Annotated in this window: 16 protein-coding genes and 1 pseudogene; 10 read left to right on the top strand and 7 right to left on the bottom strand. The window is 68.4% G+C overall.

Going from position 1 to position 21,839, the window contains the following annotated elements; translation table 11 throughout:
* Positions 1 to 584: 584 nt before the first annotated feature.
* Both H6A23_RS03385 and H6A23_RS03380 read left to right on the top strand, forming a co-directional pair.
* Positions 585 to 1,817, top strand: a complete 1,233-nt coding sequence (locus tag H6A23_RS03385) for a coiled-coil domain-containing protein (protein ID WP_204830788.1) — start codon at positions 585 to 587, stop codon at positions 1,815 to 1,817.
* A gap of 103 nt (positions 1,818 to 1,920) precedes the next feature.
* Entirely contained in the window at positions 1,921 to 2,853 is a 933-nt protein-coding gene (locus H6A23_RS03380) for a polysaccharide deacetylase family protein (protein WP_204830787.1), read from the top strand.
* A 189-nt stretch (positions 2,854 to 3,042) separates the two neighbouring features.
* Here the strand turns inward: H6A23_RS03380 and H6A23_RS03375 are convergent, their stop codons facing one another.
* From H6A23_RS03375 to H6A23_RS03365, 3 genes are read right to left on the bottom strand one after another with little or no spacing between them, the layout of a single operon-like run.
* Positions 3,043 to 4,848, bottom strand: a complete 1,806-nt coding sequence (locus tag H6A23_RS03375) for an ABC transporter ATP-binding protein (RefSeq protein ID WP_204830786.1) — start codon at positions 4,846 to 4,848, stop codon at positions 3,043 to 3,045.
* Positions 4,848 to 7,097: an ABC transporter ATP-binding protein gene (locus H6A23_RS03370; protein WP_204830785.1), complete on the bottom strand. Its 2,250-nt coding sequence runs from the start codon at positions 7,095 to 7,097 to the stop codon at positions 4,848 to 4,850. Before H6A23_RS03370 ends, H6A23_RS03375 begins: the two co-directional genes overlap by 1 nt.
* The gene (locus tag H6A23_RS03365; protein WP_204830784.1) at positions 7,094 to 7,543 is read right to left on the bottom strand and encodes a MarR family transcriptional regulator; all 450 of its coding nucleotides are present in this window, start codon (positions 7,541 to 7,543) and stop codon (positions 7,094 to 7,096) included. Before H6A23_RS03365 ends, H6A23_RS03370 begins: the two co-directional genes overlap by 4 nt.
* Before the next feature lie 369 nt (positions 7,544 to 7,912).
* On the opposite strand from H6A23_RS03365, the gene nadA reads away from it, so the two are divergent.
* The 6 genes from nadA (at position 7,913) to H6A23_RS03335 (ending at position 14,337) form a co-directional block, all read left to right on the top strand.
* Positions 7,913 to 8,842, top strand: coding sequence for a quinolinate synthase NadA (nadA, locus tag H6A23_RS03360; protein ID WP_286165774.1), 930 nt, complete (start codon positions 7,913 to 7,915; stop codon positions 8,840 to 8,842).
* Between the two features lie 56 nt (positions 8,843 to 8,898).
* The gene (locus H6A23_RS03355) at positions 8,899 to 10,185 is read left to right on the top strand and encodes an L-aspartate oxidase (protein ID WP_353653000.1); all 1,287 of its coding nucleotides are present in this window, start codon (positions 8,899 to 8,901) and stop codon (positions 10,183 to 10,185) included.
* 83 nt (positions 10,186 to 10,268) lie between these two features.
* Positions 10,269 to 11,123, top strand: a complete 855-nt coding sequence (gene nadC, locus H6A23_RS03350) for a carboxylating nicotinate-nucleotide diphosphorylase (protein ID WP_204830781.1) — start codon at positions 10,269 to 10,271, stop codon at positions 11,121 to 11,123.
* Positions 11,120 to 11,674, top strand: coding sequence for a transcription repressor NadR (locus H6A23_RS03345; RefSeq protein ID WP_204830780.1), 555 nt, complete (start codon positions 11,120 to 11,122; stop codon positions 11,672 to 11,674). The genes nadC and H6A23_RS03345 overlap by 4 nt, the downstream gene beginning before the upstream one ends.
* 162 nt (positions 11,675 to 11,836) lie before the next feature.
* Positions 11,837 to 12,775: a hypothetical protein gene (locus H6A23_RS03340; protein WP_204830779.1), complete on the top strand. Its 939-nt coding sequence runs from the start codon at positions 11,837 to 11,839 to the stop codon at positions 12,773 to 12,775.
* 38 nt (positions 12,776 to 12,813) lie between these two features.
* Positions 12,814 to 14,337 (top strand): alpha-amylase, encoded by a 1,524-nt coding sequence (locus tag H6A23_RS03335; protein ID WP_204830778.1) that lies wholly within the window; start codon positions 12,814 to 12,816, stop codon positions 14,335 to 14,337.
* A 176-nt stretch (positions 14,338 to 14,513) separates the two neighbouring features.
* On the opposite strand, the gene H6A23_RS03330 is transcribed toward H6A23_RS03335, so the two are convergent.
* From H6A23_RS03330 to H6A23_RS11645, 4 genes are all read right to left on the bottom strand, one after another.
* A complete protein-coding gene (locus tag H6A23_RS03330) occupies positions 14,514 to 15,935 on the bottom strand; it encodes a Sapep family Mn(2+)-dependent dipeptidase (RefSeq protein WP_204830777.1) in 1,422 nt (473 codons plus the stop codon).
* A 235-nt stretch (positions 15,936 to 16,170) separates the two neighbouring features.
* The gene (gene trhA, locus H6A23_RS03325; RefSeq protein WP_204830776.1) at positions 16,171 to 16,857 is read right to left on the bottom strand and encodes a PAQR family membrane homeostasis protein TrhA; all 687 of its coding nucleotides are present in this window, start codon (positions 16,855 to 16,857) and stop codon (positions 16,171 to 16,173) included.
* 241 nt (positions 16,858 to 17,098) lie between these two features.
* Entirely contained in the window at positions 17,099 to 17,974 is an 876-nt protein-coding gene (locus H6A23_RS03320; RefSeq protein WP_204830775.1) for an ROK family protein, read from the bottom strand.
* 90 nt (positions 17,975 to 18,064) lie between these two features.
* Entirely contained in the window at positions 18,065 to 18,832 is a 768-nt protein-coding gene (locus tag H6A23_RS11645; RefSeq protein ID WP_204830774.1) for a GntR family transcriptional regulator, read from the bottom strand.
* Here H6A23_RS11645 and H6A23_RS03310 point away from each other — a divergent pair.
* Together H6A23_RS03310 and H6A23_RS03305 are read left to right on the top strand one after the other, a co-directional pair.
* Positions 18,801 to 20,315: pseudogene (locus H6A23_RS03310) on the top strand (glycoside hydrolase family 1 protein). The gene H6A23_RS11645 and the pseudogene H6A23_RS03310 sit on opposite strands and share 32 nt — an antisense overlap.
* Before the next feature lie 107 nt (positions 20,316 to 20,422).
* Positions 20,423 to 21,793, top strand: coding sequence for a PTS sugar transporter subunit IIC (locus H6A23_RS03305; RefSeq protein ID WP_204830773.1), 1,371 nt, complete (start codon positions 20,423 to 20,425; stop codon positions 21,791 to 21,793).
* The last annotated feature ends 46 nt before the right edge of the window (positions 21,794 to 21,839 follow it).

Here is a 21,839-nt window from a genome sequence, read left to right as displayed (position 1 = left end):
CCGGGCGATTCCCGGAGCGGGGCGCGCGGGCTCTGCGAGGGGCGCCCATCGTGTGCAAAACCCGCGTTGGTGCGAAGAAATGCCCGCCCCGTGCGCAGAAACGCCCTTCGTGCGAAGCCTCTCAGGGGATGTTCGCGTATCGAGTTAATTTATAAATTAAGTAATAAACTCTAATCGTTATCCTGTACTGACGGGGTGCGGAAAAGCGCTTCGCACCAAGGCGATGATTGCGCAGCGGACGGGAAAGCGCTTCGCACCAAGGCGGCAACTGCGCAGATATCGAGCGGGCCGCCCGCTCGCAGGCCGCTGCGGAGAGCGGGCCTGTGGCAATGGCCGCGGTGCCGGCGTTGCGCCGTTTGGGGTCATGGCAGGAATCGGGCTGCCATGACCCCCTTTCTCGCAACGCAGGCGAGAAGAACCCCAGCTCGTCCTCTCCGTCCGCTGCCTCAACTCCGATTTGCGCAACGCCCCGCACCCCGCTCGCATGCCGCTTTGGCCCCATGTGCATCTCGTGGCCCCAGAGGAGAACGGATAGAATAGGGGGGCGTTCTTCTGCACCTTATTCGTACCCAAGGAGGCACTCCATGCCCCGAACGCATGTCAGCATGGGCGACGCCGGCATCACGCCCCGCAGCGTCACGCGCCGGGACGCCCTCAGGCTCTTTATGGGCGCGGGCATCTGCGCCACGTTCTTCCCCGCCGTCGCGCGGGCCGAGACCACCCAGGAGAAGCTCGACGCGGCCCAGATGAGCTTTGACGACGCCCAGGCCGAGCTCAACCGCATCGGCCAGGAGACCGCCGAGGTCGCTGGGCGGCTCTCTGAGACCCAGGTCCAGATCAGCGAGCTCAACACGCAGATCGACCAGACGCAGGCCGACATCGAGTCCAAGCAGGACGAGATCGACGAGCGCCAGGCCCAGATCGAGGAGAAGCAGGAGCGGCTCGGCGAGCGCATGACGTCCGCCTACAAGTCGGGCGCGCAGGGCACGCTCGACCTCATCCTCTCGGCGACGACCTTCGACGAGCTCACGAGCAGCATCTTCTACCTCGACAAGGTCAGCGAGGCCGAGCGCGAGATGATCGACGAGGTCAAGACCCTCAAGGCCGAGCTCGAGACGAGCAAGGCCGAGCTGGAGACGCAGAAGGCGGACCTCGAGGCCCAGCGCGCCGACCTCGAGGACCTGCAGGCCCAGCAGCAGCAGGAGCTCTCCGAGGCGCGCGCCAAGCAGCAGGAGGCCCAGGACCTCGTCGACGGCCTCTCCGCCGAGGTACAGGAGCTCATGCAGCAGCGCGACGAGGAGATCCTCGCCGCCCAGCGCGCGGCCGAGGAGGCCCGCCGCCAGGAGGAGGAGCGCAAGCGCCAGGAGGAGGCGGCGCGCGAGCAGGCCCAGCAGCAGGGCGGCGGCTCCAACTGGGTGGGGGACGCCCCCACCAGCGGCTCCGGCCCGCTCCAGGCCGTGCTCAACGCCGCCTATGCCGTGGGCTCGCCGGGCACGGGCCTGTGTGCCGCCTGGGTTACCGACGTCTTCCAGTACGCGGGGCTGGGCTCCTTCTGGGGCAACGCGGACGACATGTACTACAGCTGGTGCCACACCGCCACCTCGCAGATCAAGCCGGGCATGATCATCGCGGTCAACTCCTCGCCGGCGAGTGCCGCCGGCCTCATCTACGGCCACATCGGCATCTACATGGGCAACGGCATCGTGCGCCACAACGTGGGCTTCATCCAGAACATGAGCCTGTCGTCCTGGGTGAGCTACTACAGCGCGCTCGCCACGCCGCTGTGCGGCTGGCTCGGCGGCATCGTGCTCTCGTAGGTCCCCTGCCCGCCCGGGCGCTTCAACCCCGAATTCAGGGGGTGTCTCGCCGTTGCGGGCTCCCGTACAATGACCTGCCGGAAAAGCGAGGGCGAGGAGGGCCATGGCAGGCAGGGCAGGAAGGCGGCCGAGCGCGCAGGACCAGCAGCGTCACGCACGGGGGCTTCTCGTGGTGACGATGGTGCTCGTGGTGGCGCTGCTCGGAGGCGTGGGCGCGCTGAGCGCGCTCGTGGTGGCCGGGGCGTCCGGCGGCGGCCCCGCCGCGGCGCGGGAGCTTCCCACGATCGTCGAGCCCGCGGCGCCCGAGCCGGCGCCAGAGCCCGAGGCCGACCCCGCGGAGGAGGCGCGCGCCGCCGAGCTCGCGCTCGACCCGGATCGCCAGGCGGACTGGAGCTACGAGTCAAACGGCGAGAAGATCGTCTACCTGACCTTTGACGACGGCCCCTCCAAGAACACGGCCCGCGTGCTCGACGTCCTCGACCAGTACGGCGCCAAGGCAACGTTTTTCGTCACCGGGCGCGAGCCCGACCACCGCGCCTCCATCAAGGACGCCTACGAGCGCGGCCACAGCATCGGCCTGCACTCGATGACGCACGACTACGACAAGATCTATGCTTCCGAGGAGGCCTTCTTCTCCGACCTCGAGCAGGTGGGGGAGGTCGTGAAGGAGCAGATCGGCTTCGTGCCGTACCTCACGCGCTTCCCCGGGGGCGCCTCCAACACCATCTCGGCCAACTACTGCACGGGGATCATGTCCGCGCTCGTGGAGGACGTCCCCGCGCGCGGCTACCAGTTCTACGACTGGAACGTGACCTCGGCGGACGCCTCCGGCAACAACGTCCCCGCGGAGACCATCGTGCAGTCCTCCTGCGTGGAGGGATACACCAACGTCATGCTGCTCTTCCACGACGCCGCGACCAAGGACACCACCGTCGACGCCCTGCCGCAGATCATCGAGTTCTACCAGGAGCGCGGCTACGAGTTCCGCGCCATCGACCGCGAGAGCTTCGTCTGCCACCACGGCGTCAACAACTAGGGGCGCCGGCCCTTCTTGCCCGTCCTTCTCGCCTCTCGAGCATGCCCCCGCGCACGGATTGCCCTCCATGGGGGCAAAAACCGTGCGCGGGGGCATGCTCGGTCATTCCGCGCCGCCGGGCGTGCCGCGCCGCGCGGATTCCCGCCCCAGGCGAGAAGAGCCGCGCGCCACGGCACGCCCGCGCGCCCGCTAGGCCGCGTGGTCGAACTGCGAGTTGTAGAGCTCCGCGTAGAAGCCTCCCTTGGCGAGCAGCTCCTCGTGGGTGCCCTTCTCCACGACGTCGCCGTCGCGCAGCACCAAGATCACGTCGGCGTTTCTGATGGTCGAGAGCCGGTGCGCGATCACGAAGCTCGTCCGCCCGCGCATGAGCTCGTCCATCGCGCGCTGGATGAGCTCCTCGGTGCGCGTGTCCACGTTCGAGGTGGCCTCGTCGAGGATGAGCGCCGGCCGGTCGGCCAGCACGGCGCGCGCGATGGTCACGAGCTGGCGCTGCCCCTGGGAGAGGTTGGTCCCCTCCTCGTTGATCACGAAGTCGTAGCCGCCCGCCAGCGTGTGGATGAAGTGGTCGCAGCGCGCGGCGCGGGCCGCGGCCTCCACCTCCTCGTCGGTGGCGTCGGGCCGGCCGTAGCGGATGTTCTCGCGGATGGTGCCGTTGAAGAGCCAGGTGTCCTGCAGCACCATGGCAAACTCCTGGCGCAGCGCCGCGCGGTCCCAGTATCGCACGTCGATGCCGTCCACCGTGAGCGACCCCGCGTCGACGTCCCAGAAGCGCTGCAGCAGCTTGATGAGCGTGGTCTTGCCCGCGCCCGTGGGGCCCACGATGGCCACGGTCTGGCCGGGCTTCGCCTCGCAGGAGAAGTCGCGGATGATGGTCTGGCCGGGCACGTAGCCAAAGCGGACGTGGTCAAAGACCACATGCCCCTCCCGGCGCGTCGGGACCTGCGGGTCCTTGGGCCGCTCCTCCTCCGGCGCGGCAAGAAACTCGAAGACGCGCTCGGTGGCCGCCGCCATGGACTGCATCGTGTTGGACACGTTGGCGAGCTGCTGGATGGGCTGCGTGAAGTTGCGCACGTACTGGATGAAGCTCTGGATGTCGCCGGGGCCGGCCTGCCCGGAGAGGCAAAGGCCCGCGCCCACCACCACGACGCCCACGTAGCCCATGTTGCCCACGAGGCTCATGAGCGGCATCATCAGGCCAGAGAGGAACTGGCTGCGCCACGCGCTCGTGAACAGGCGGTCGTTCTCGCGCTCGAACTCCTCCACGGAGGCGTCCGCGCGGTCGAAGACCTGGATCACGCCCTGCCCCGCGAAGTCCTCCTCCACGATGCCGTTCACGGTGCCCAGCACCTGCTGCTGCTCGCGGAAGTAGCGCTGCGAGAAGTGCACGACCACGCCCACGATGAGAAGGCTCGCCGGCAGTGTGAGCACCGTCACGCCCGTGAGCGGCAGGCTGATGGAGAGCATCATCACGAGCACGCCCACGACCTGCGTGAGAGAGGTGATGAGCTGCGTGATGGACTGGTTGAGGGATTGCCCCAGCGTGTCCACGTCGTTGGTGATGCGACTGAGGACGTCGCCCTTGCTGTGCTCGTTGAAGTAGCCCATGGGGACCACCGCGATCTTCTCGGCAATCTCCGTGCGCATGCGGTGGCAGACCCTCTGGGTGACCCCGGTCATGAGCCAGCCCTGCACTAGGTTCGCGGCCGAGCTTGCCAGGTAGATGCCCAGAAGGCGCAGCAGCGTGGCGCCGATCCAGGCAAAGTCCACGGAGCCCGTGCCCTGGACCGTGGCCACGAGCCCCTCGAAGAGCTTGGTGGTCACGGTGCCCAGCACGCGCGGGCCCACGATGTTGAAGACGACGGACCCCACGGCAAAGAGCAGGGCGAGAAGAACGGCGAGCTTGTGCCGTCCCACGTATCCCAGCAGCTTGAGCATGGTGCCCTTGAAGTCCTTGGGCTTCTCGCCGCGTCCGCGGCCTCCTCTGACGGGCGGCATCAGCGCTCGCCTCCCTTCGTGTCGTCGGCGTGCAAGAGCGCCTGTCCCCCTTGCGCGTCCAGGCCGAGCTCCTCGGCGGAGAGCTGGCTTTGGGCGATCTCAAGATACGCGGGGCAGGTCCGCAGCAGCTCCTCGTGGGTGCCGCGGCCCACCACGTGCCCCTCGTCCAGGACGAGGATCTCGTCGGCGTGCATGATCGTGGCGATGCGCTGGCCCACCACCACGACGGCGGCGTCGGTGACGGTGCGGGCGAGCTCGGCGCGCAGGCGGGCGTCCGTGGCGTAGTCGAGCGCGGAGAACGAGTCGTCAAAGACCACGACCTCCGGCCGCTTGGCGAGGGCGCGCGCGATGGCGAGGCGCTGGCGCTGCCCGCCGGAGACGTTGGTGCCGCCCTGGGAGATGGGCGCGTCGTAGCCCTCGGGGCGCTCCTCGATGAACTCCTCGGCCTGCGCCACGCGGGCGGCCTCGCGCATGTCGTCGTCGGTCACCGCGTCGCCCGCGAACTTGAGGTTGGTCTCGATGGTGCCCGAGAAGAGCATGCCCTGCTGCGGCACGTAGCCGATGCGCCGGCGCAGCTCCGAGAGGCTCCAGTCGCGCACGTCCACGCCGTCGAGCAGCACGGCGCCGCCGGTGACGTCGTAGAGGCGCGGGATGAGCTGCACGAGCGTGGACTTGCCCGAGCCCGTGGAACCGATGATGCCCGTCATGTGGCCGGGGCGCGTGGTGAAGCTCACACCCTGAATCACGTCCTTGCGGGCGTCGGGGTACTGGAAGCTCACGTTGCGGAAGGTGAGCTCGCCGCGCGGCGCGCCCTCGGCGGGGAGCTTGGGGTGCGCCGGGTCGGTCACGGAGAGCGGGCAGGAGATGACCTCGTCCACGCGCTCGGCGGCCACCTCGGCGCGCGGCAAGATAACGGAGACCATGGTGAGGATCATGAACGCCATGACGATCTGCATGGTGTAGGAGATGAAGGCCATCATGTCGCCCACCTGTATGACGCCGTCGGCCACGCCGTGGGAGCCAAACCACACGATCATCACCGTGACGCAGTTCATGACAAACATGAGCAGCGGCATCATGAAGCTCATCGCGCGGTTGGTGAAGAGCTGCGTGCCCATGAGCTCGGCGCTCGCCTGGCCAAAGCGCTCGAGCTCGTGCTTCTCGCGGCCAAAGGCGCGGATGGGCATGATGCCGTCGAGCATCTCGCGCGCCACGAGGTTCACGCGGTCCACGAGCTGCTGCATCCGCTTGAACTTGGGCAGCGTGAGGCCCATGAGCACGCCCACGACGGCGCAGACGGCGATCACGGCCACGCCGATGGTCCACTCGAGGCCCGTGGAGGTGGCGAGCACGCGCATGAGCGCCACCACGCCCATGATGGGGGCGAGAAGGACGAGCCGCATGAACATCGTCACGGCCATCTGGATCTGCTGGATGTCGTTGGTGCAGCGCGTGATGAGCGAGGCCTGGGAGAATCGGTTGACCTCGGCGGGGGAGAAGCGCATGACCTGGGCGAAGGTCTGCCGGCGCAGGTCGCGCGCGATGGTGGCCGCGGTGTGGGAGGCCACGGCGCCCGTGAGGACCGTGGCCACGAGGCTGACGAGGCACAGGCCGAACATCTCGAGCGCGGTGCGGCCGAGGTAGGCGTTCTGGACGTCGGCGGCAGGGATGCCCTGCGCGGCGTACTCGGCGCTCACGTAGGAGATGGCGCGCTGGGTGACGAGCGAGCCGCCCATGCTGCCCATCTGCTCGCCGAGGGCCTCGGCGGCGTTGGCGAGCTGGCCGCGCGCCACGAGCCCCGCGTCGACGGCCGCGTGGAGGGCGTCGAGCGTGAGGGTGGCGCCGGCGGGAAGGGCCGTGTCGTCGCCGAGCGCGGAGGCGTCCACGCCCTGCTCGAGCGCGAGCGCGGCGACCTCCGGGAGCTCCAGCGCCCGGGCGAGCGCGGAGTCCGCGTCCTTCTCGGCGTCCGTCCCCTGGAAGGCGCGGATGCCGGCGTCGTCGGCCGGGGCAAAGGCGGCCTCCACGAGGGCGACGTCCTCGTCGCTCATGAAGAGCTCGAGGTCGTCGAGGGAGCTCGCGCGGATGGTGTCCGGCACGGGGCTCTCGACGCCGCCCTGCTGGATGCCCACGTCCACGATCTCGGACATGAGGGTGGGCAGCGCCAGGTCCGCGTTGGCGGACACCACGAGCAGCGCCGTCACGGCGAGAAGCGCGAGCACGTGGTGCCTGAAGAGCCTGAGGATTCTCATTCGGCCACCTCCCCCGCGCGGCGGGCGACGACCTCGCCGACGGCGCCCACGAGGCGCACGAGCTCGCGGGCGTCGGGCTCGCCGAGGTCGGCCAGGATGTCGGCAAGGCAGCGCAGGCCCTCGGTCCGTCGCCGCTCGGCCTCCCGGAGCCCCTCCGCGGTGAGGCTCGTCTCGACAATGCGGCGGTCCTGGGCGCCGTGGTGCCGCTCGACCCATCCCTTCTCCTCGAGGGCGCGCAGGATGTTGGCCACGCGCGCGCTCGACATGGCGCCCGCGCTCGCGAGGGCGCCGGGCGTGAGCGGCCCGTCGGCGCGGTAGAGCGCGTGCAGCACGGCCATCTCGCCGCGCGTGGCGTTGAGCGTCGGCTGGCCCACGGCCCGCGCGACGGCGCCCAGCTCCTCGATGAGCGCCTCCGCGAGCTCGCGGTAGTGGGTGTCAGATGCCATATGACTCCTAACACTAGAAGATACTTACGGTGTTAGGTGATACCCGGCGGGAGGGCGCGGCGGGCGGACGGTCCTTCTCGCCACGCGTTCTCCACAACGGGCGTGCGGAGAAGAGCGTGCGGCGGAGCGTCGTCGAGCATGCCCCCGCGCACGGTTTTGGCCCTCGCGGAGAGAAGACCGTGCGCGGGGGCATGCTCGAGCGTTCTGTGCGCGGGGGCATGCCCGGGTCCTTCTCGCCGAGCGCCCGGTCGTGCCGGGACTCTCTCGAGCATGTCGGGACGCACGGAATGTTGCGTCTTCCGCCTTACTGTCTTGTCACCTGTCAAGCAGGCTGTATACTGTCATGGTTTGCCGACGAGGGGAGCGAGCATGCTGACAGACGAGCTGCGTGCCGAGGTGGCGCGCCTCAAGGCCGAGCGCGACGCGGTGGTCCTGGCGCACTACTACGTCCCGCCCGAGGTCCAGGAGCTGGCCGACCACGTGGGCGACTCCTTCGCCCTGGCCAGGCTCGCGGCCTCGCTGCCGTGCCGGACGCTCGTCTTTGCGGGCGTGCGCTTCATGGCCGAGAGCGCCAAGCTCCTCTCGCCGGACAAGACCGTCCTCATGCCCGACCCGGCTGCCGACTGCCCGATGGCGCACATGGTGCGCCGCGAGACGGTGGACGCCGCGCGGGAGCGCTATGGGGACGACCTGGCCGTCGCGTGCTACGTCAACTCCACGGCGGAGGTGAAGTCGTGGTCCGACGTCTGCGTGACCTCGTCCAACGCGGTCAAGATCGTGCGCGCGCTGCCGCAGGCAAACGTCCTGTTTGTTCCGGACCGTCACCTCGGCAGCTACGTGGCGCGCCAGGTGGGCGAGAAGAACGTGCTCCTGAACGACGGCTGCTGCCCCATCCACCGCGACATCTCCGCTGACGAGGTCCGCGCCCTCAAGGCGGCGTTTCCGGCGGCGCCGGTGCTCGCGCACCCCGAGTGCGGCCCCGAGGTGATGGCACTCGCGGACTTTGCGGGCTCCACGTCCCAGATCATCGAGGCCGCCGCGGCCGGCGACGCGCGCGACTACATCGTCCTCACCGTGGACGGCGTCCGCGGCGAGCTGGAGCGCCGGTGTGCCGGCGCCGGCAAGCGCTTCCACTTTCCCGCCACGCGCCCGGCCTGCCCGGACATGGACCGCATCGGCGTGGAGGGGCTCGTCGCGTGCCTGCGCGACGGCACGGGCGAGGTGGGCCTGCCGCCCGCCGAGGTGGCCGCGGGCGCCCGCGCCGCGCTCACGCGCATGCTCGAGCTGGGGTCCCGCTGATGCCCCCGCGCCTGCCAAATGGGGACAGTCCCCAATTAACAGAAAAGTTTGATGTTGTGATCGACTGCGACGTGGTCATCGTGGGCTGCGGCGTGGCGGGGCTCTACTGCGCGCTCAGCCTGCCGGCCGCGCTCAACGTGGTCCTGCTCTCCAAGGAGGCCGTGGACCACTGCGACTCCATGCTCGCCCAGGGCGGGATCTGCGTCCTGCACGACGAGGGCGACTACGAGGCCTTCTTCGAGGACACGCTGCGCGCCGGGCACTACGAGAACCGCCTGGAGAGCGTGGACCTCATGATCCGCGCGAGCCGCCCCATCATAGAGGACCTCATCAAGCGCGGCGTGCGCTTCGCCCGCAGGCCGGACGGGGAGCTGGACTACACGCGCGAGGGCGCCCACTCCCGCCCGCGCATCGTCTACCACGAGGACATAACCGGCAAGGAGATCACCACGCGCCTGCTTGGCTGCGTGCGCGAGCTCCCGGGCGCGCGCATCCTCGAGCACACCTGCATGACCGACATCCTCGAGGGCTTCGAGGAGAGCGGGCGGCGCGTGTGCCGGGGCGTGGTGGCCACGGGCCCCGCGGGCGAGACGATCCAGATCCGCGCGGACGCCACGGTCTTTGCCACGGGCGGGGTGGGCGGCCTGTACTCGCGCTCCACCAACTTCGAGTGCCTCACCGGGGACGGCTGCCGCATCGCCGCCGAGCACGGGGTGCTCCTTGAGCACATGGACTACGTGCAGATCCATCCCACCTCGCTCTGGAGCGAGCGGCCGGGGCGCGCCTTCCTCATCTCGGAGTCCGCCCGCGGGGAGGGCGCCGTCCTGCTGAACGACGCCGGCGAGCGCTTCTGTGACGAGCTGCAGCCGCGCGACGTGGTCTCGGCCGCCATCTTTGCCGAGATGCGCCGGACCGGCGCCGAGCACGTGTGGCTCTCCTTCGAGCGCGTGCCGCGCGAGGTCATAGAGGGCCACTTCACGCACATCCTGGAGCGCTGCCTCGAGGAGGGCTACGACATCCGCGAGGAGCCGATCCCCGTGGTGCCCGCCCAGCACTACTTCATGGGCGGCATCCACGTGGACTCCGACTCCGAGACCACGCTGCCGCACCTCTTTGCCTGCGGGGAGACGTGCTGCAACGGGGTGCACGGCAGGAACCGCCTGGCCTCGAACAGCCTGCTCGAGTCGCTCGTCTTCGCGCAGCGGGCGGCCGACAAGATCATGCGCGACCGCTTTGCCGAGGACACCGCCGCCCAGCTCGCCGCGGCGGCCCGCGCGCGCTCCCGCTTCGTGGCGGGCTCGCGCGACGTGACCGACGTGGCGCTGCTCACCGGCGCCGTATGATGACAATGGTGTCAGGGTCGTTTGTCAGGTCCCGACCTGACAAACGACCCTGACACCATTGTCATGACCCGAGAGGAGAGACCATGACCGACCCCATGATCCAGATGCAGATGGACGACCACATCCGCGCGGCCCTGCGCGAGGACATGCCCTTCGGCGACGTCTCCACCGCCGCGGTGATGCCCGAGCCGCGCCCCGGGCGCGTGCAGCTCATCGCCAAGGCCGACGGCGTGATCGCGGGCCTCGCGGTCTTCTCGCGCGTCTTTGCGCTGCTCGACCCCGCCACGCGCGTCACCGCCGACGTGGCGGACGGCGCACGCGTCACGGCCGGCCAGCACGTGGCCACCGTCGAGGGCGACGTCCGCGTGCTTCTGGAGGGCGAGCGCACCGCCCTCAACTACCTGCAGCGCATGAGCGGCATCGCCACCTACACGGCCGCCATCGCCGCCGCGCTCGAGGGCACGGCCACCACGCTCGTCTGCACGCGCAAGACCACGCCCGGCATGCGCCTCTTCGAGCGCGAGGCCGTGCGCCTGGGCGGCGGCAGCCTCCATCGCTTTGGCCTCTCCGACGGCGTCCTGCTCAAGGACAACCACATCGACGCCGCGGGCGGCGTGGCCGAGGCCGTGGCCATGGCGCGCGCGACGGCGCCCTTCGTGGACAAGGTCGAGGTGGAGTGCGAGAGCCTCGAGATGGTCCGCGAGGCCGTGGAGGCGGGCGCCGACATCATCATGCTCGACAACATGTCCCACGACGACATGGCTGCCGCGATCGCCCTCATCGACGGGCGCGCGCAGACCGAGGCCTCGGGCAACGTGGAGGCCGCCAACGTGCACCGCTACGTGGACCTGGGCGTTGACTTCGTCTCCTGCGGCGCGCTCACGCACTCCGCGTCGATCCTCGACCTCTCGCTCAAGCACCTGGAGGTTCTGGGGTGAGCGCCGACTCCGGGGAGGCCCGCCGCGAGAAGATCCTCGCGGCCCTGTGCGAGTCCGAGGGCCCGCTCTCCGGCGGCGCCCTCGCCGAGCGGTGCGGCGTGAGCCGCCAGGTGGTGGTGACCGACGTCGCCCTCCTGCGCACGCGCGGGGAGAAGATCGTCTCCACCAACCGCGGCTACGTCCTGGCCGCCGAGGGCGCGCCCGGGCGGCCGACGCGCCTGTTCAAGTGTCGCCACACCGCCGAGCAGACTGCCGACGAGCTCACCTGCGTGGTCGATTTGGGCGGGTGCGTGGAGGACGTCTTCGTGAACCACCGCGTCTACGGCAAGGTCTCCTCCGAGCTGGGCGTCGGGAGCCGCCGTGACGTGGGGCGCTTCATGGCGGAGCTCGCCTCGGGCGTCTCCGCGCCGCTTCTGGAGGTCACGAGCGGCTATCACTTCCACCACGTGAGCGCCCGGAGCGAGCAGGACCTCGACGAGATAGGGCGCGCCCTCGCCGAGCGCGGCTATCTCGCCGAGCTCACCGACTACGAGGCCGCCACCTTCGCCTGACGGGGCGCCGCCCGCCGGGGCACGGCGAGCATGCCCCGCGTTCTTCTCGCATGCCCTTTCGCGCTGGGCCCCTGGCGAGAAGGACCGTGGCAAGGCGAGGGCCCCTCCACGACGTTTGGGTATACTCCCTACGTTCAGGCAAGCGTCAGGAGGTGGCAGCTCATGGAGGACCTCGAGCCCTCGATTCCCCGCACGCCGGCCCAGGCGGTGCTCCGCATGGTCTCCATCCTCATGGGGATCATCGGCGCGCTCGTCCTTCTTGGCGGCATCGCGGTGCTGGTGGGCAACGTCATGGGGCTCCTGCCGGGCGGCGACATCTGGACCGCGGCCACCTTTGGCGTCATGATCGTCGTGGCGGCGGGGCTGCTCATCCTTACGGCGGCGCTCGGGATCGCGGCGTCCAACAACTCCGCGCGCGTGGAGCCGTACCGGTTCCTGTGCTACCTCGTCGGGCTCGCCGTGCTCGTGGCCATCGTCTGGGGCTGGGGCGTGGGCTCGTTCATCCTGTTCAACCCGATCGTGCTCACCACCACGATCGTCTACGTGCTCATCTGCTCGCGCCTTGCGGACAAGGTGAAGGAGGAGCATGACAAGGGCGTGCGCGGCGAGACCTTCCTGCGCTCGCGCCACCAGCGCGTCCTGCACCTGCTCTCCGAGATGATCATCCTCAAGGGCGTGGTGACGGTCGTGGTGATCGTGGTGCTGGCCGCCGCGCTCGTCGTGTACGGGGAGGGGGAGCGCGCCGTCATCTCGGGCGTCCCGGTGACGGTCTCCGACACGCTCTACGCCCTGCTCGCCGTCGGCGGGCTCTCCTCGGGCGTGAGCGTGCTCGCGGGCGGGCTTGGCATCCGGGGGTCCAACCGGCCGCAGAAGATCACGCCCTTTCTCGTGCTTGCGTCGATCACCTGCGCCTTCGACCTCGTGCAGGTCGTGGGCATGTTCCTCGAGCGCGGGATCCTCGGCGTCACCTTTGACGCCGTCTTCGACCTGCTGTTCATGGCCGTGTGCGTCTACCTGGCCGTCCGCGTGATGCGCCAGCCCACGCCCGAGGAGCTGGCCGCGGCCGCAGGCGTCGCGCTCGTCTCCGGCCAGGAGGAGTGAGACAGGGGGACAGGCTCACGTCACCGGAAAGGACGTTCATGACTAACGGGACCATGCTCCAGGGCTTCTCCTGGTACCTGCCCGCCGACGGATCGCACTGGAGGCGTATCGCCGAGCAGGCCGCAGACTTTGCCTACCAGGGCATCACCGCCGTCTGGCTGCCTCCCGCCTACAAGGCCGAGAAGGGCGCCGAGGACGTGGGCTATGGTGTCTATGACACCTATGACCTTGGCGAGTTCGACCAGAAGGGCACCGTCTGCACCAAGTACGGCACCCGCGCCGAGTACGAGGCCGCAGTGCGGGCCCTTCAGGCAAGCGGCATCCAGGCGCTCGCGGACGTCGTGCTCAACCAGCGCCTCGGGGCGGACGGCTGCGAGGACGTGGTCGCTCGCGAGGTGCAGTCCAACAACCGCGAGCTCGTGCTCGGCGAGGCGCAGACCATCTCCGCGTGGACGCGCTTCTCGTTCCCCGGCCGCGCGGGCGCCTACTCGGACTTCACCTGGGACTGGACGTGCTTTCACGGCGTGGACTGGGACGACCGCGCCAAGCGCAAGGCGATCTTCCTCTTTGACGGCAAGCACTGGGACAGCGCCGTGGACCGCACGGAGAACGCCAACTACGACTACCTCATGGGCGCGGACGTGGACGTGAACGACCCGCGCGTCTTTGACGAGCTCGTGCGCTGGGGCTGCTGGTACGTGGACGCCTGCGGGCTGGACGGCTTTCGCCTGGATGCGCTCAAGCACATCGACCGCGGCTTCTACCTGCGCTGGCTCGACGCCGTGCGCGCCCACGCCGGCCGCGAGCTCTTCTGCGTGGGCGAGTACTGGGGCCGCACGGCAGACGAGCTCACGGCCTATCTCGGCGCCGAGAAGGCACTCTCGCTCTTCGACGTGCCGCTGCACTACAACCTATATCGCGCGAGCTGCTCAAACGGCAACGTGGACCTCTCTCAGATCTTCTCGGGCACGCTCGTCGAGCGCGACCCCGTGCATGCGGTGACCTTTGCCGAGAACCACGACACGCAGCCGGGCCAGGCGCTGCAGTCCTTCGTCCAGACGTGGTTCAAGCCCGCCGCCTACGCGCTCATCCTCCTGCGCGAGGCCGGCTACCCCTGCGTCTTCTACGGCGACCTCTACGGCATGCCCAACGACGGCAACATCCCCGCGGTGCGCGAGCTGCCGCTGCTCATGGAGATTCGCCGCCGCTTTGCCTATGGCCCGCAGCACGACTTCCTCGACGCGCCGGACGTGATCGGCTGGACGCGCGAGGGCGACGAGGAGCATCCGGGCAGCGGCGTGGCCGTGGTCCTCACCGACCGTGACGGCGGCGAGAAGCGCATGTTCGTGGGCGCGGGCCACGCCGGCGAGACCTGGGGCTGCGTCATCGGCGAGCAGGACGACGTCACGGTGGACGCCGAGGGCTGGGTCGCCTTCCGCACCCTCGGCGGGCGCCTCTCCGTCTACCTGCCGGAGCGCACGGCCGACGCGCTGGAGAACGATCGCCAGCTCCACCGCATCGCGCGCGAGATCGCGGAGGACACCGAGGAGATGCGCGTGTAGGGACGCGTAGCCCGGGATTTCCGGACATCTCGGTTTACGCGTTCAAAACCTGAAACTATCGGACGCGCAATCCGGGATTTCCCCTCCAAATGACCAAGAATCCCGGCTTGCGCGTCCTTCTCGCCATGCGCAAGCCGGGATTTCCGGAAAACATGAGCTACGCGTTCTCTGCGTGCCTACAGCTCGAGCTCCATCAGGCGGGCGATCGCCACGATGTAGATCTTGAGCGCGCGGCGCAGGGCCTCCTCGGAGACCGCCTCGTCGGGGCCGTGCTCGCTGCCCACCCAGGCGGGTTTGTCGGGGTCGAAGTCGCCGGGCCCGAAGGCGCAGGCGCGGGCGAAGTGGCGGGCGTACGTGCCGCCGCCGATCGTGAACGCCTGGGCGTCCGGCTTCCCGGCGTACTCGGCGTAGGTGGCGAGAAGCGCCTGGATCTCCGGGCTGTCGGGGCTGATGTAGAACGGCGCGTCGCCGGAGGTCTGCTCAAAGGCACAGCCGTGCGCGGCGGCGAGCTCGCTCAGGCGCGCGGTGATGGCCTCGCCGGTCGTGGTGGTGGGGTAGCGCGAGTCCACGGTCTGCACGAAGCGGCCGTCGACGGTGCGGATGGTGCCGGCGACGCAGGTGAGCTCGCCGAACTTGTCGTCGGCGGCGGCGATGCCGGAGGCGCGGCCGTAGGCGTCCTCGGTGAGGGTCACCAGGAGCTCGAGGAAGCTGCGCTCGCCCGCGCCCGCGAGGCCCTGCGCCAGCAGGTAGCGCGCGAGCACGCCGATGGCGTTCACGGTGCCGGCCGGCATCGAGGCGTGGCCGCCGATGCCCGTGGCCGTGATGCGCACGAGCCCCTCGCCGGCCGGCTCGACGGCGATGCGCTCCGCCGCGGGCAGCGACGCCGCGTCCGCGCGCACGACGGCCGTGGCCTGGCCGCAGATGGCGTTGGGCACGGTGCCGCCGTCGAGCTCCACGATCTTCTCGCCCGCCACCGGGTCTGAGGTGAAGCGTCCCTGGTAGAGGCCCTTCTCGCCGCAGATGAGCGGGAAGTCGGCGTCGGGGGAGAAGCAGAAGAGCGGCTCGGGGTAGCGCTCGAGGTAGTACGGCACGTCGCCCATGCCGGTCTCCTCGTTGTTGCCGATGATGCAGCGCAGCGTGTAGGGCAGCTCCTGGCCAGCGTCGACGAGGCGCTGGAAGAAGTGCGCCGCGTAGAGCGAGAGCACGAAGGGGCCCTTGTCGTCCTGCACGCCGCGCCCGACGAGATAGCCGTCCTTGCGCGTGACCTCGAGCGCGGGGAAGTTCCAGCCCAGGCCCAGCGGCACGATGTCGGTGTGGGCGATCGTGGCGATGTGGCGCTCGGGGCCGGAGGCGCCAGGAACGTCGGCAAAGCCCAGGTAGCCGTCGACGTCCGTGACCGCAAGGCCCAGGCGCGCGGCCATCTGCTCGGCCTCGACGAGCGCGCCGTTGGAGGCGGGGCCCCACGGCTTGCCGGGCTCGGCGGCGGAGAGGTCCTCCACCGACTCGTGCCGCACGAGGCGGTCGATGTCGGCGACGACGTCCTCCCACACCTCGTCCACGTAGGCGTCCACCTGCTGCTTGAACTGCTCGTCCACCATGTGCCCTCCTTGCGTCCTGCGCCGCGGCGCGTTCGTCCTTCTCGACGTCCATCTTAGCGCGGGTCTCGCCCGGGGATGACGACGGGCGCCGGGGACCATTGCGCGCCGAAACAGAGCGTCCGGACAAAAACCTCCCCGCGCGGGGGCGTTTTTGTCCGGACGCTCTGTCTGGGCGAGGGGGCATGCCGGGGCGTGCCCGGCGAGAAGAACGGGCGAGAAGAACGGGCGGGGCGCCCTACACCACGAAGAGCAGCGCCGAGAGCGTGATGCACACGCTGCCGGCAAGCACGAACAGGTGGAAGACGAAGTGCAGGTAGGGGACCTTCTTGATGGCGTAGAAGACCGCTCCCACGGTGTAGCTGAGCCCGCCGGCGAGAAGCAGCCAGAACGCGGGCGGCGCCAGGAGCTCCCAGAGGTCGCCGATGTGGAAGACCACGAGCCAGCCCATGAGCACGTAGACCAGCGCGGTGAGCCAGGCGGGCTGGCGCTCGCGCAGCAGGCACTCGGCGACGATGCCCGCCACGGCGACGCCCCAGACCGCGCAGCAGAGCACAAGCCCGCCGCGATCGGCCAGCGTGATCAGCGAGAACGGCGCGTAGCTCCCGGCGATGAGCAGGTAGATGCCGCAGTGGTCGAGCACGCGGAAGACCGCCTTGGCCTTCTCGGGCGCGAGCGCGTGGTAGAGCGTGGAGAAGAGGTACTCAACGATGAGCGAGATCCCCATGATGAGGGCCGCCGCCAGCCGCACCCCGCCGCCGTGCGAGACGGAGACCACGATGAGCAGCACGAGTGCCGCGATGGCGAGAAGGACCCCCACGCCGTGGCTCACCGAGTTGGCGATCTCCTCGCCGAGCGAGTAGAGCCGCTTGCGCACGCTTCTCTCGCCTGGCACGTCCTGCCTTGTGTCGGTTGCCTCTGACATGTCTCTCCCTCCGTCGGGGTGCCGGGGTGCCCGCAGGTTGGCGCGGCCGGCCGTCCGCCGGACGCGACGACCCATGCCAACGAAGCATACCCTTCCCGGGGCGGGAAGAGGCCCCTGCGGGGAAATCTACTCCTATCGGTAACCATGCTGAAGCCGCCGCGGGCCCCTTCCCACACGAAAAAGGCGCCGTCCCGTGCTGGGACGGCGCCCGACGGCAGCCTACGGAACAGGGGCGTAAGGCCTACTCGCCGGCTGCGGCCCGCCGCCCCAGCTCGACGCAGCCGAGCACGCCCTGGTTGTCGTTCAGGCTCGGGGCGACGATGTAGGAGTCGATGTCCTCGAGCTCCGGCGCGGTGATGTAGCCGCCCAGGTAGTCGAGGGTCTTCTTACGCACGAGCGGGTAGAGCTGCTCCTGGTGCATGACGCCGCCGCCCAGGATGATGCGACGCGGCGAGTAGCACAGCACGAGGTTGTGGCACATCTGGGCGAGGTAGCTCGCCTCGAGCTCCCAGACCTCCGCCCGGTCGGCGAGCTCGGTTCCCTTGGCCCCCCAACGCCGCTCGATGGACGGCCCCGCCGCCAGACCCTCGAGGCAGCTGTCGTGGCTTGGGCAGACGCAGGGCCCCTCGTCGCCCGGCATGCGGTTGAGCAGCATGTGGCCGGCCTCGGGGTGGAGCATGCCGTGCAGGAGGTGTCCGCCGCACATGACCCCGGCGCCGACTCCCGTGCCGATGGTCACGTAGACGAGGTCGGCGATTCCGCGGGAGTCTCCGAACGTGGCCTCACCGAGACACGCCACGTTGACGTCGGTGTCGTAGCCCACGGGCACCCCGAGCGCGTCGACGAAGGCCGCGCGAAGGGCGTGCCCGCGCCAGGGGAGCTTGGGGGTCTCGAGGATCGTGCCGAAGGAGGGACTCTCGGGGTCCACGCAGGTGGGCCCGAAGGCACCGATGCCCAGCGCGTCGACGCTGCGCTCCTTGAACCATCTGGTGAGCGATGGGATGGACTGGTCGGGCGTGGTGGTGGGGAAGGACTCCCGCTCCAAGATCTCGCCCTGCTCGGTGGCCACGGCGCAGACCATCTTGGTCCCGCCCGCTTCGAGTGCTCCGATGCGCATGCTGTCTCCTATCTGTTCTCCCGGGACGCCCGGGTGACTGCGGACCGTCGTCGACGCCGGCGACTGTCTTCCGGCGCCATCAGGGGTTCCTCAGATGACGTTGATGTCGCGAACCTCTCCGCGGGTCCCCTCGTAGCGGGACACCGAGTACTCGAACGGGGTGCCATCGTCCAGAAAGCCGACCTGAGCTATCTCCAGCATTGGGGAGCCAGGTGTGGTGCCGAGCCGCTCGGCCTCCTTCTCGGTGGCGGGTACGGCGCGGAAGATCCTGTGGAAGCTCGAGATCTTGAGGCCCAGCGTGTTCTGGAGATAGTCGTAGACGGAACGGTAGAGCTGGCTTCGTTTGAGACCAGGGATGAGGTCGAGCGGCATGTAGGTGTACTCGATGACCATGGGCTCGTCATCGAGGCAGCGAACGCGGCAGATGTGGTAGGTGAAATCCTCGGAATGGATGCTGAGGTGGCGCGCAACGTCTGCGGGCGGGTTGGCGATAGAGAAGTCGTAGACAACGGAGCTGACCTTCTTTCCCAGGGAGGCGTGCTCCTCGGTGAAGCCTGCGGCGCGGTCGGACTGGGAGAACGCGAAGGAGTCGACTCCGGAGTTCGCCGTGGTGTCGACGGGCTCGAGCCCGGTCTGCTCCAGGAGCTCGGTGGTGTTCTCGACGTAAGCCCCCGAGCCTCGGCGACTCGAGATGAGGCCACGGTCTGTAAGCAGGTCGATGGCGCGCTTAATGGTGATCTTGCTCACTCCGTACGCCTCGCAGAGCTCGACCACGGTGGGCAGCTTCGCGTTGGGTTTTAGGGCGCCCGCCTCGATGCTTCGCTGAATGTCCGAGGCGATGGACTGGTACTTGAGCACGGATGCCCCCTTTCAGAATCGAGATGGTCAGAAAAGCATCACGCTCGCATTGACGGTCGATAAGAACGGAGGGCTTATGTCAGAGCTTACCCTGCCGAAGAGCTTCTTCTTTGGCGCCGCCATGTCCGGTCCGCAGACGGAGGGCGGATGGAACGTGGGCGGAAAGCTGGAGAACCTCTGGGACACGTGGTCCATCGAGGACATCAGCTCGTTCTACAACCAGGTGGGGTCCTACGTGGGCAACGACTTCATGCACCACTACAAGGACGACCTCGCTCTCCTCAGGAAGATGGGGATGGACAACTACCGCACCTCCATCCAGTGGAGCCGCCTGCTTGACCAGGACGGCAACATCAACCCCGAGGGAGCCGCGTGGTACTATGAGCTCTTTGCCGCTTCCAAGGAGGCGGGCCTCGAGGTCTTCGTGAACCTCTACCACTTTGACATGCCCACCTACCTCTTCCGCCGCGGCGGCTGGGAGAACCGCGAGGTGTGCGAGGCCTACGCCAACTACGCCTACAAGGCGTTCTGCGAGTTCGGCAAGGAGGTCCGCTGCTGGTTCACATTCAACGAGCCCATCGTGGAGTCCGAGAACCGCTACTGGCACCCCATCTGGTATCCGCAGCACCACAGCTTCCAGGAGGCCTGCACCACCCAGTACAACATCTCGATCGCGCACGCCCTGGCCGTGGCTCGCTACCGCCAGGCCGTATCCGAGGGCCGCATGCTGCCCGACGCGCGCATCGGCATGATCTGCAACTTCTCGCCCTCCTACACCAAGGACGACCCCACCCCGGCCGACCTTGAGGCCCTGCGCATGAACGACGGCCTCACCAACCGCTGGTGGCTCGACCTCGTGACCAAGGGCAAGCTCCCCGAGGACGTTATCAAGACGCTGACCGAGGACCTCGGCATCGTGCTCCCCGTGCGTCCCTACGACGACGCCGTGCTCTCCGAGGGCGTGGTCGACTGGATTGGCTGCAACTACTACCAGCCGAGCCGTTTCCAGGCGCCGAGCAAGAGCCACGACGAGTGGGGCAACCCGCTGTTTGCCGAGCCCTACATCTGACCCGAGCGTGTCATGAACGAGTCACGCGGCTGGGAGATCTACCCCAAGGGCATCTACGACTTCGGCATGAAGTGCAAGAAGGAGTACCCCGAGCTCGAGTGGTACGTCTCCGAGAACGGTATCGGCATCGAGCGCGAGTACCTCAACAAGGACCCGGAGACCCAGCAGGTCATCGACGACTATCGCGTCGACTTCGTGCGCCAGCACCTCGAGTGGATCGCGCGCGCCATCGCCGACGGTGCCAGGTGCGTGGGCTACCACTACTGGGGCCTCATCGACAACTGGTCCTGGTCCAACGCCTTCAAGAACCGCTACGGCTTTGTCGAGGTCGACCTCATGGAGAACTACGAGCGCAGGCCCAAGAAGTCCGCTGCCTGGCTCAAGGAGGTTGCGACCACGCACGTGGTGGCCTAGCGGCTGGGGTTTAGGCCGGGGGTGACGGCTCTCGCAACCCGTCGCGAGGCAGGCAGGTCGCGCCCGGCTGGGAGATAAGACGCAACGTCTGACAGATTGGAGAAACCATGGCATCTGGAAAGGGGCAGGCATTCCTCGACAAGTTCGCCGAGGTGTCTGCAAAGGTGGGCAACCAGGTCCACCTGAGGTCGCTGCGCGATGCGTTTGCCACCATCACGCCGCTCTACATCCTGGCGGGCATCGCCGTTCTCGTGAACAACGTGCTCTTTGGCTACCTCTGGGGAGAGACGGGCTTCTTCCCCAATCCCGAGCTTCTTGCCGACGTGCAGACGTGGGGCAACGCCCTGACGCTCGGAACGCTCAACGTCTCGGCTCTGATCCTCGCGGGCCTCATCGGCTACAGCCTCGCCCGCAACAATCGCTTTGACAACGCTCTGGCATGCGTGGTCGTGGGCATCTCCGCCTTCGTCATCATGATGCCGCAGACCATCACGGCATCGCTGGCCGCCACCTCGCCGCTTCTGACCGAGGAGCTCACCGAGGCAGAGGTGACGGGCGTGCTCGCGACCAGCAACACGGGCACCAACGGCCTCTTCGGCGCCATCATCATCGGCCTTCTCGCCGTGACGCTCTTCATCAAGATCTCCGGCGTCGACAAGCTCAAGGTCAACCTCGGCGAGGGCGTGCCCCCGGCGGTGGGCAACTCGTTCAACGTCATGATCCCGATGCTCCTCACGCTGTCGGTCTTTGGTGTCGTGGCCGCCCTGCTCGCCGTGTTCGCTGGCACCGACCTGCTGACCATCATCTCCACGTTCATCGCCGAGCCTCTGAAGAGCATCATGAACGCTGGCCCGTGGGCCGTCATCCTCATCTACACGCTGGCCAACCTGCTGTTCTGCGTGGGCATTCACCAGTCCACCATCTCCGGCGCCACCGTGGAGCCCATCCTCACCATGCTCATCGTGGACAACATGGCCACCTACGCCTCCGGCGGCGCCATCCAGCCCGACCACTACATGAACATGCAGATCATCAACAGCTTTGCCCTCATCGGCGGCTCGGGCTGCACCCTCTGCCTGCTGCTTGACACGCTCCTGTTCTCCAAGTCCAAGACGACCAAGACCGTGTCCAAGATGTCCGTCCTGCCGGGCCTCTTCAACATCAACGAGCCGGTCATCTACGGGTACCCCATCGTGTTCAACCTCCCGCTCATGATTCCGTTCGTGATCATCCCCGACCTGTTCATCGGCATTACCTACGGACTCACCTGCGCCGGCTGGATCTCCCCGTGCATCGCGCAGGCGCCCTGGACGACCCCGCCGATCATCTCCGCGCTGCTCTCCACCGGCTTCGACTGGCGAGCTGCCGTGTGGCAGGTGCTCCAAATCGTCATCGGCATGGCTATCTACCTGCCGTTCATGCGAATCTCCGAGCGCTCGGCGGCCAAGCAGTCCGAGCTTGCCGAGGGACAGGAGTAGGGCCCGGAAGCGGCTGGTCGGCAAGCTGCCGACCGATTGAGATAGG

Origin of the sequence: Olsenella uli, from assembly GCF_016900775.1 — a bacterium.
Lineage (GTDB): Bacteria > Actinomycetota > Coriobacteriia > Coriobacteriales > Atopobiaceae > Thermophilibacter > Thermophilibacter uli_A.
The sequence above is the reverse complement of the archived record's forward strand: the minus strand, read 5'-3'. Positions and strand labels throughout refer to the sequence as shown.

Coding starts and splice junctions, on each gene's coding strand:
- H6A23_RS03385 (WP_204830788.1), top strand. CDS start 585: ATGCCCCGAACGCATGTCAGCATGGGCGACGCCGGCATCACGCCCCGC.
- H6A23_RS03380 (WP_204830787.1), top strand. CDS start 1,921: ATGGCAGGCAGGGCAGGAAGGCGGCCGAGCGCGCAGGACCAGCAGCGT.
- H6A23_RS03375 (WP_204830786.1), bottom strand. CDS start 4,848: ATGCCGCCCGTCAGAGGAGGCCGCGGACGCGGCGAGAAGCCCAAGGAC.
- H6A23_RS03370 (WP_204830785.1), bottom strand. CDS start 7,097: ATGAGAATCCTCAGGCTCTTCAGGCACCACGTGCTCGCGCTTCTCGCC.
- H6A23_RS03365 (WP_204830784.1), bottom strand. CDS start 7,543: ATGGCATCTGACACCCACTACCGCGAGCTCGCGGAGGCGCTCATCGAG.
- nadA (WP_286165774.1), top strand. CDS start 7,913: ATGCTGACAGACGAGCTGCGTGCCGAGGTGGCGCGCCTCAAGGCCGAG.
- nadC (WP_204830781.1), top strand. CDS start 10,269: ATGACCGACCCCATGATCCAGATGCAGATGGACGACCACATCCGCGCG.
- H6A23_RS03340 (WP_204830779.1), top strand. CDS start 11,837: ATGGAGGACCTCGAGCCCTCGATTCCCCGCACGCCGGCCCAGGCGGTG.
- H6A23_RS03335 (WP_204830778.1), top strand. CDS start 12,814: ATGACTAACGGGACCATGCTCCAGGGCTTCTCCTGGTACCTGCCCGCC.
- H6A23_RS03330 (WP_204830777.1), bottom strand. CDS start 15,935: ATGGTGGACGAGCAGTTCAAGCAGCAGGTGGACGCCTACGTGGACGAG.
- trhA (WP_204830776.1), bottom strand. CDS start 16,857: ATGTCAGAGGCAACCGACACAAGGCAGGACGTGCCAGGCGAGAGAAGC.
- H6A23_RS03320 (WP_204830775.1), bottom strand. CDS start 17,974: ATGCGCATCGGAGCACTCGAAGCGGGCGGGACCAAGATGGTCTGCGCC.
- H6A23_RS03305 (WP_204830773.1), top strand. CDS start 20,423: ATGGCATCTGGAAAGGGGCAGGCATTCCTCGACAAGTTCGCCGAGGTG.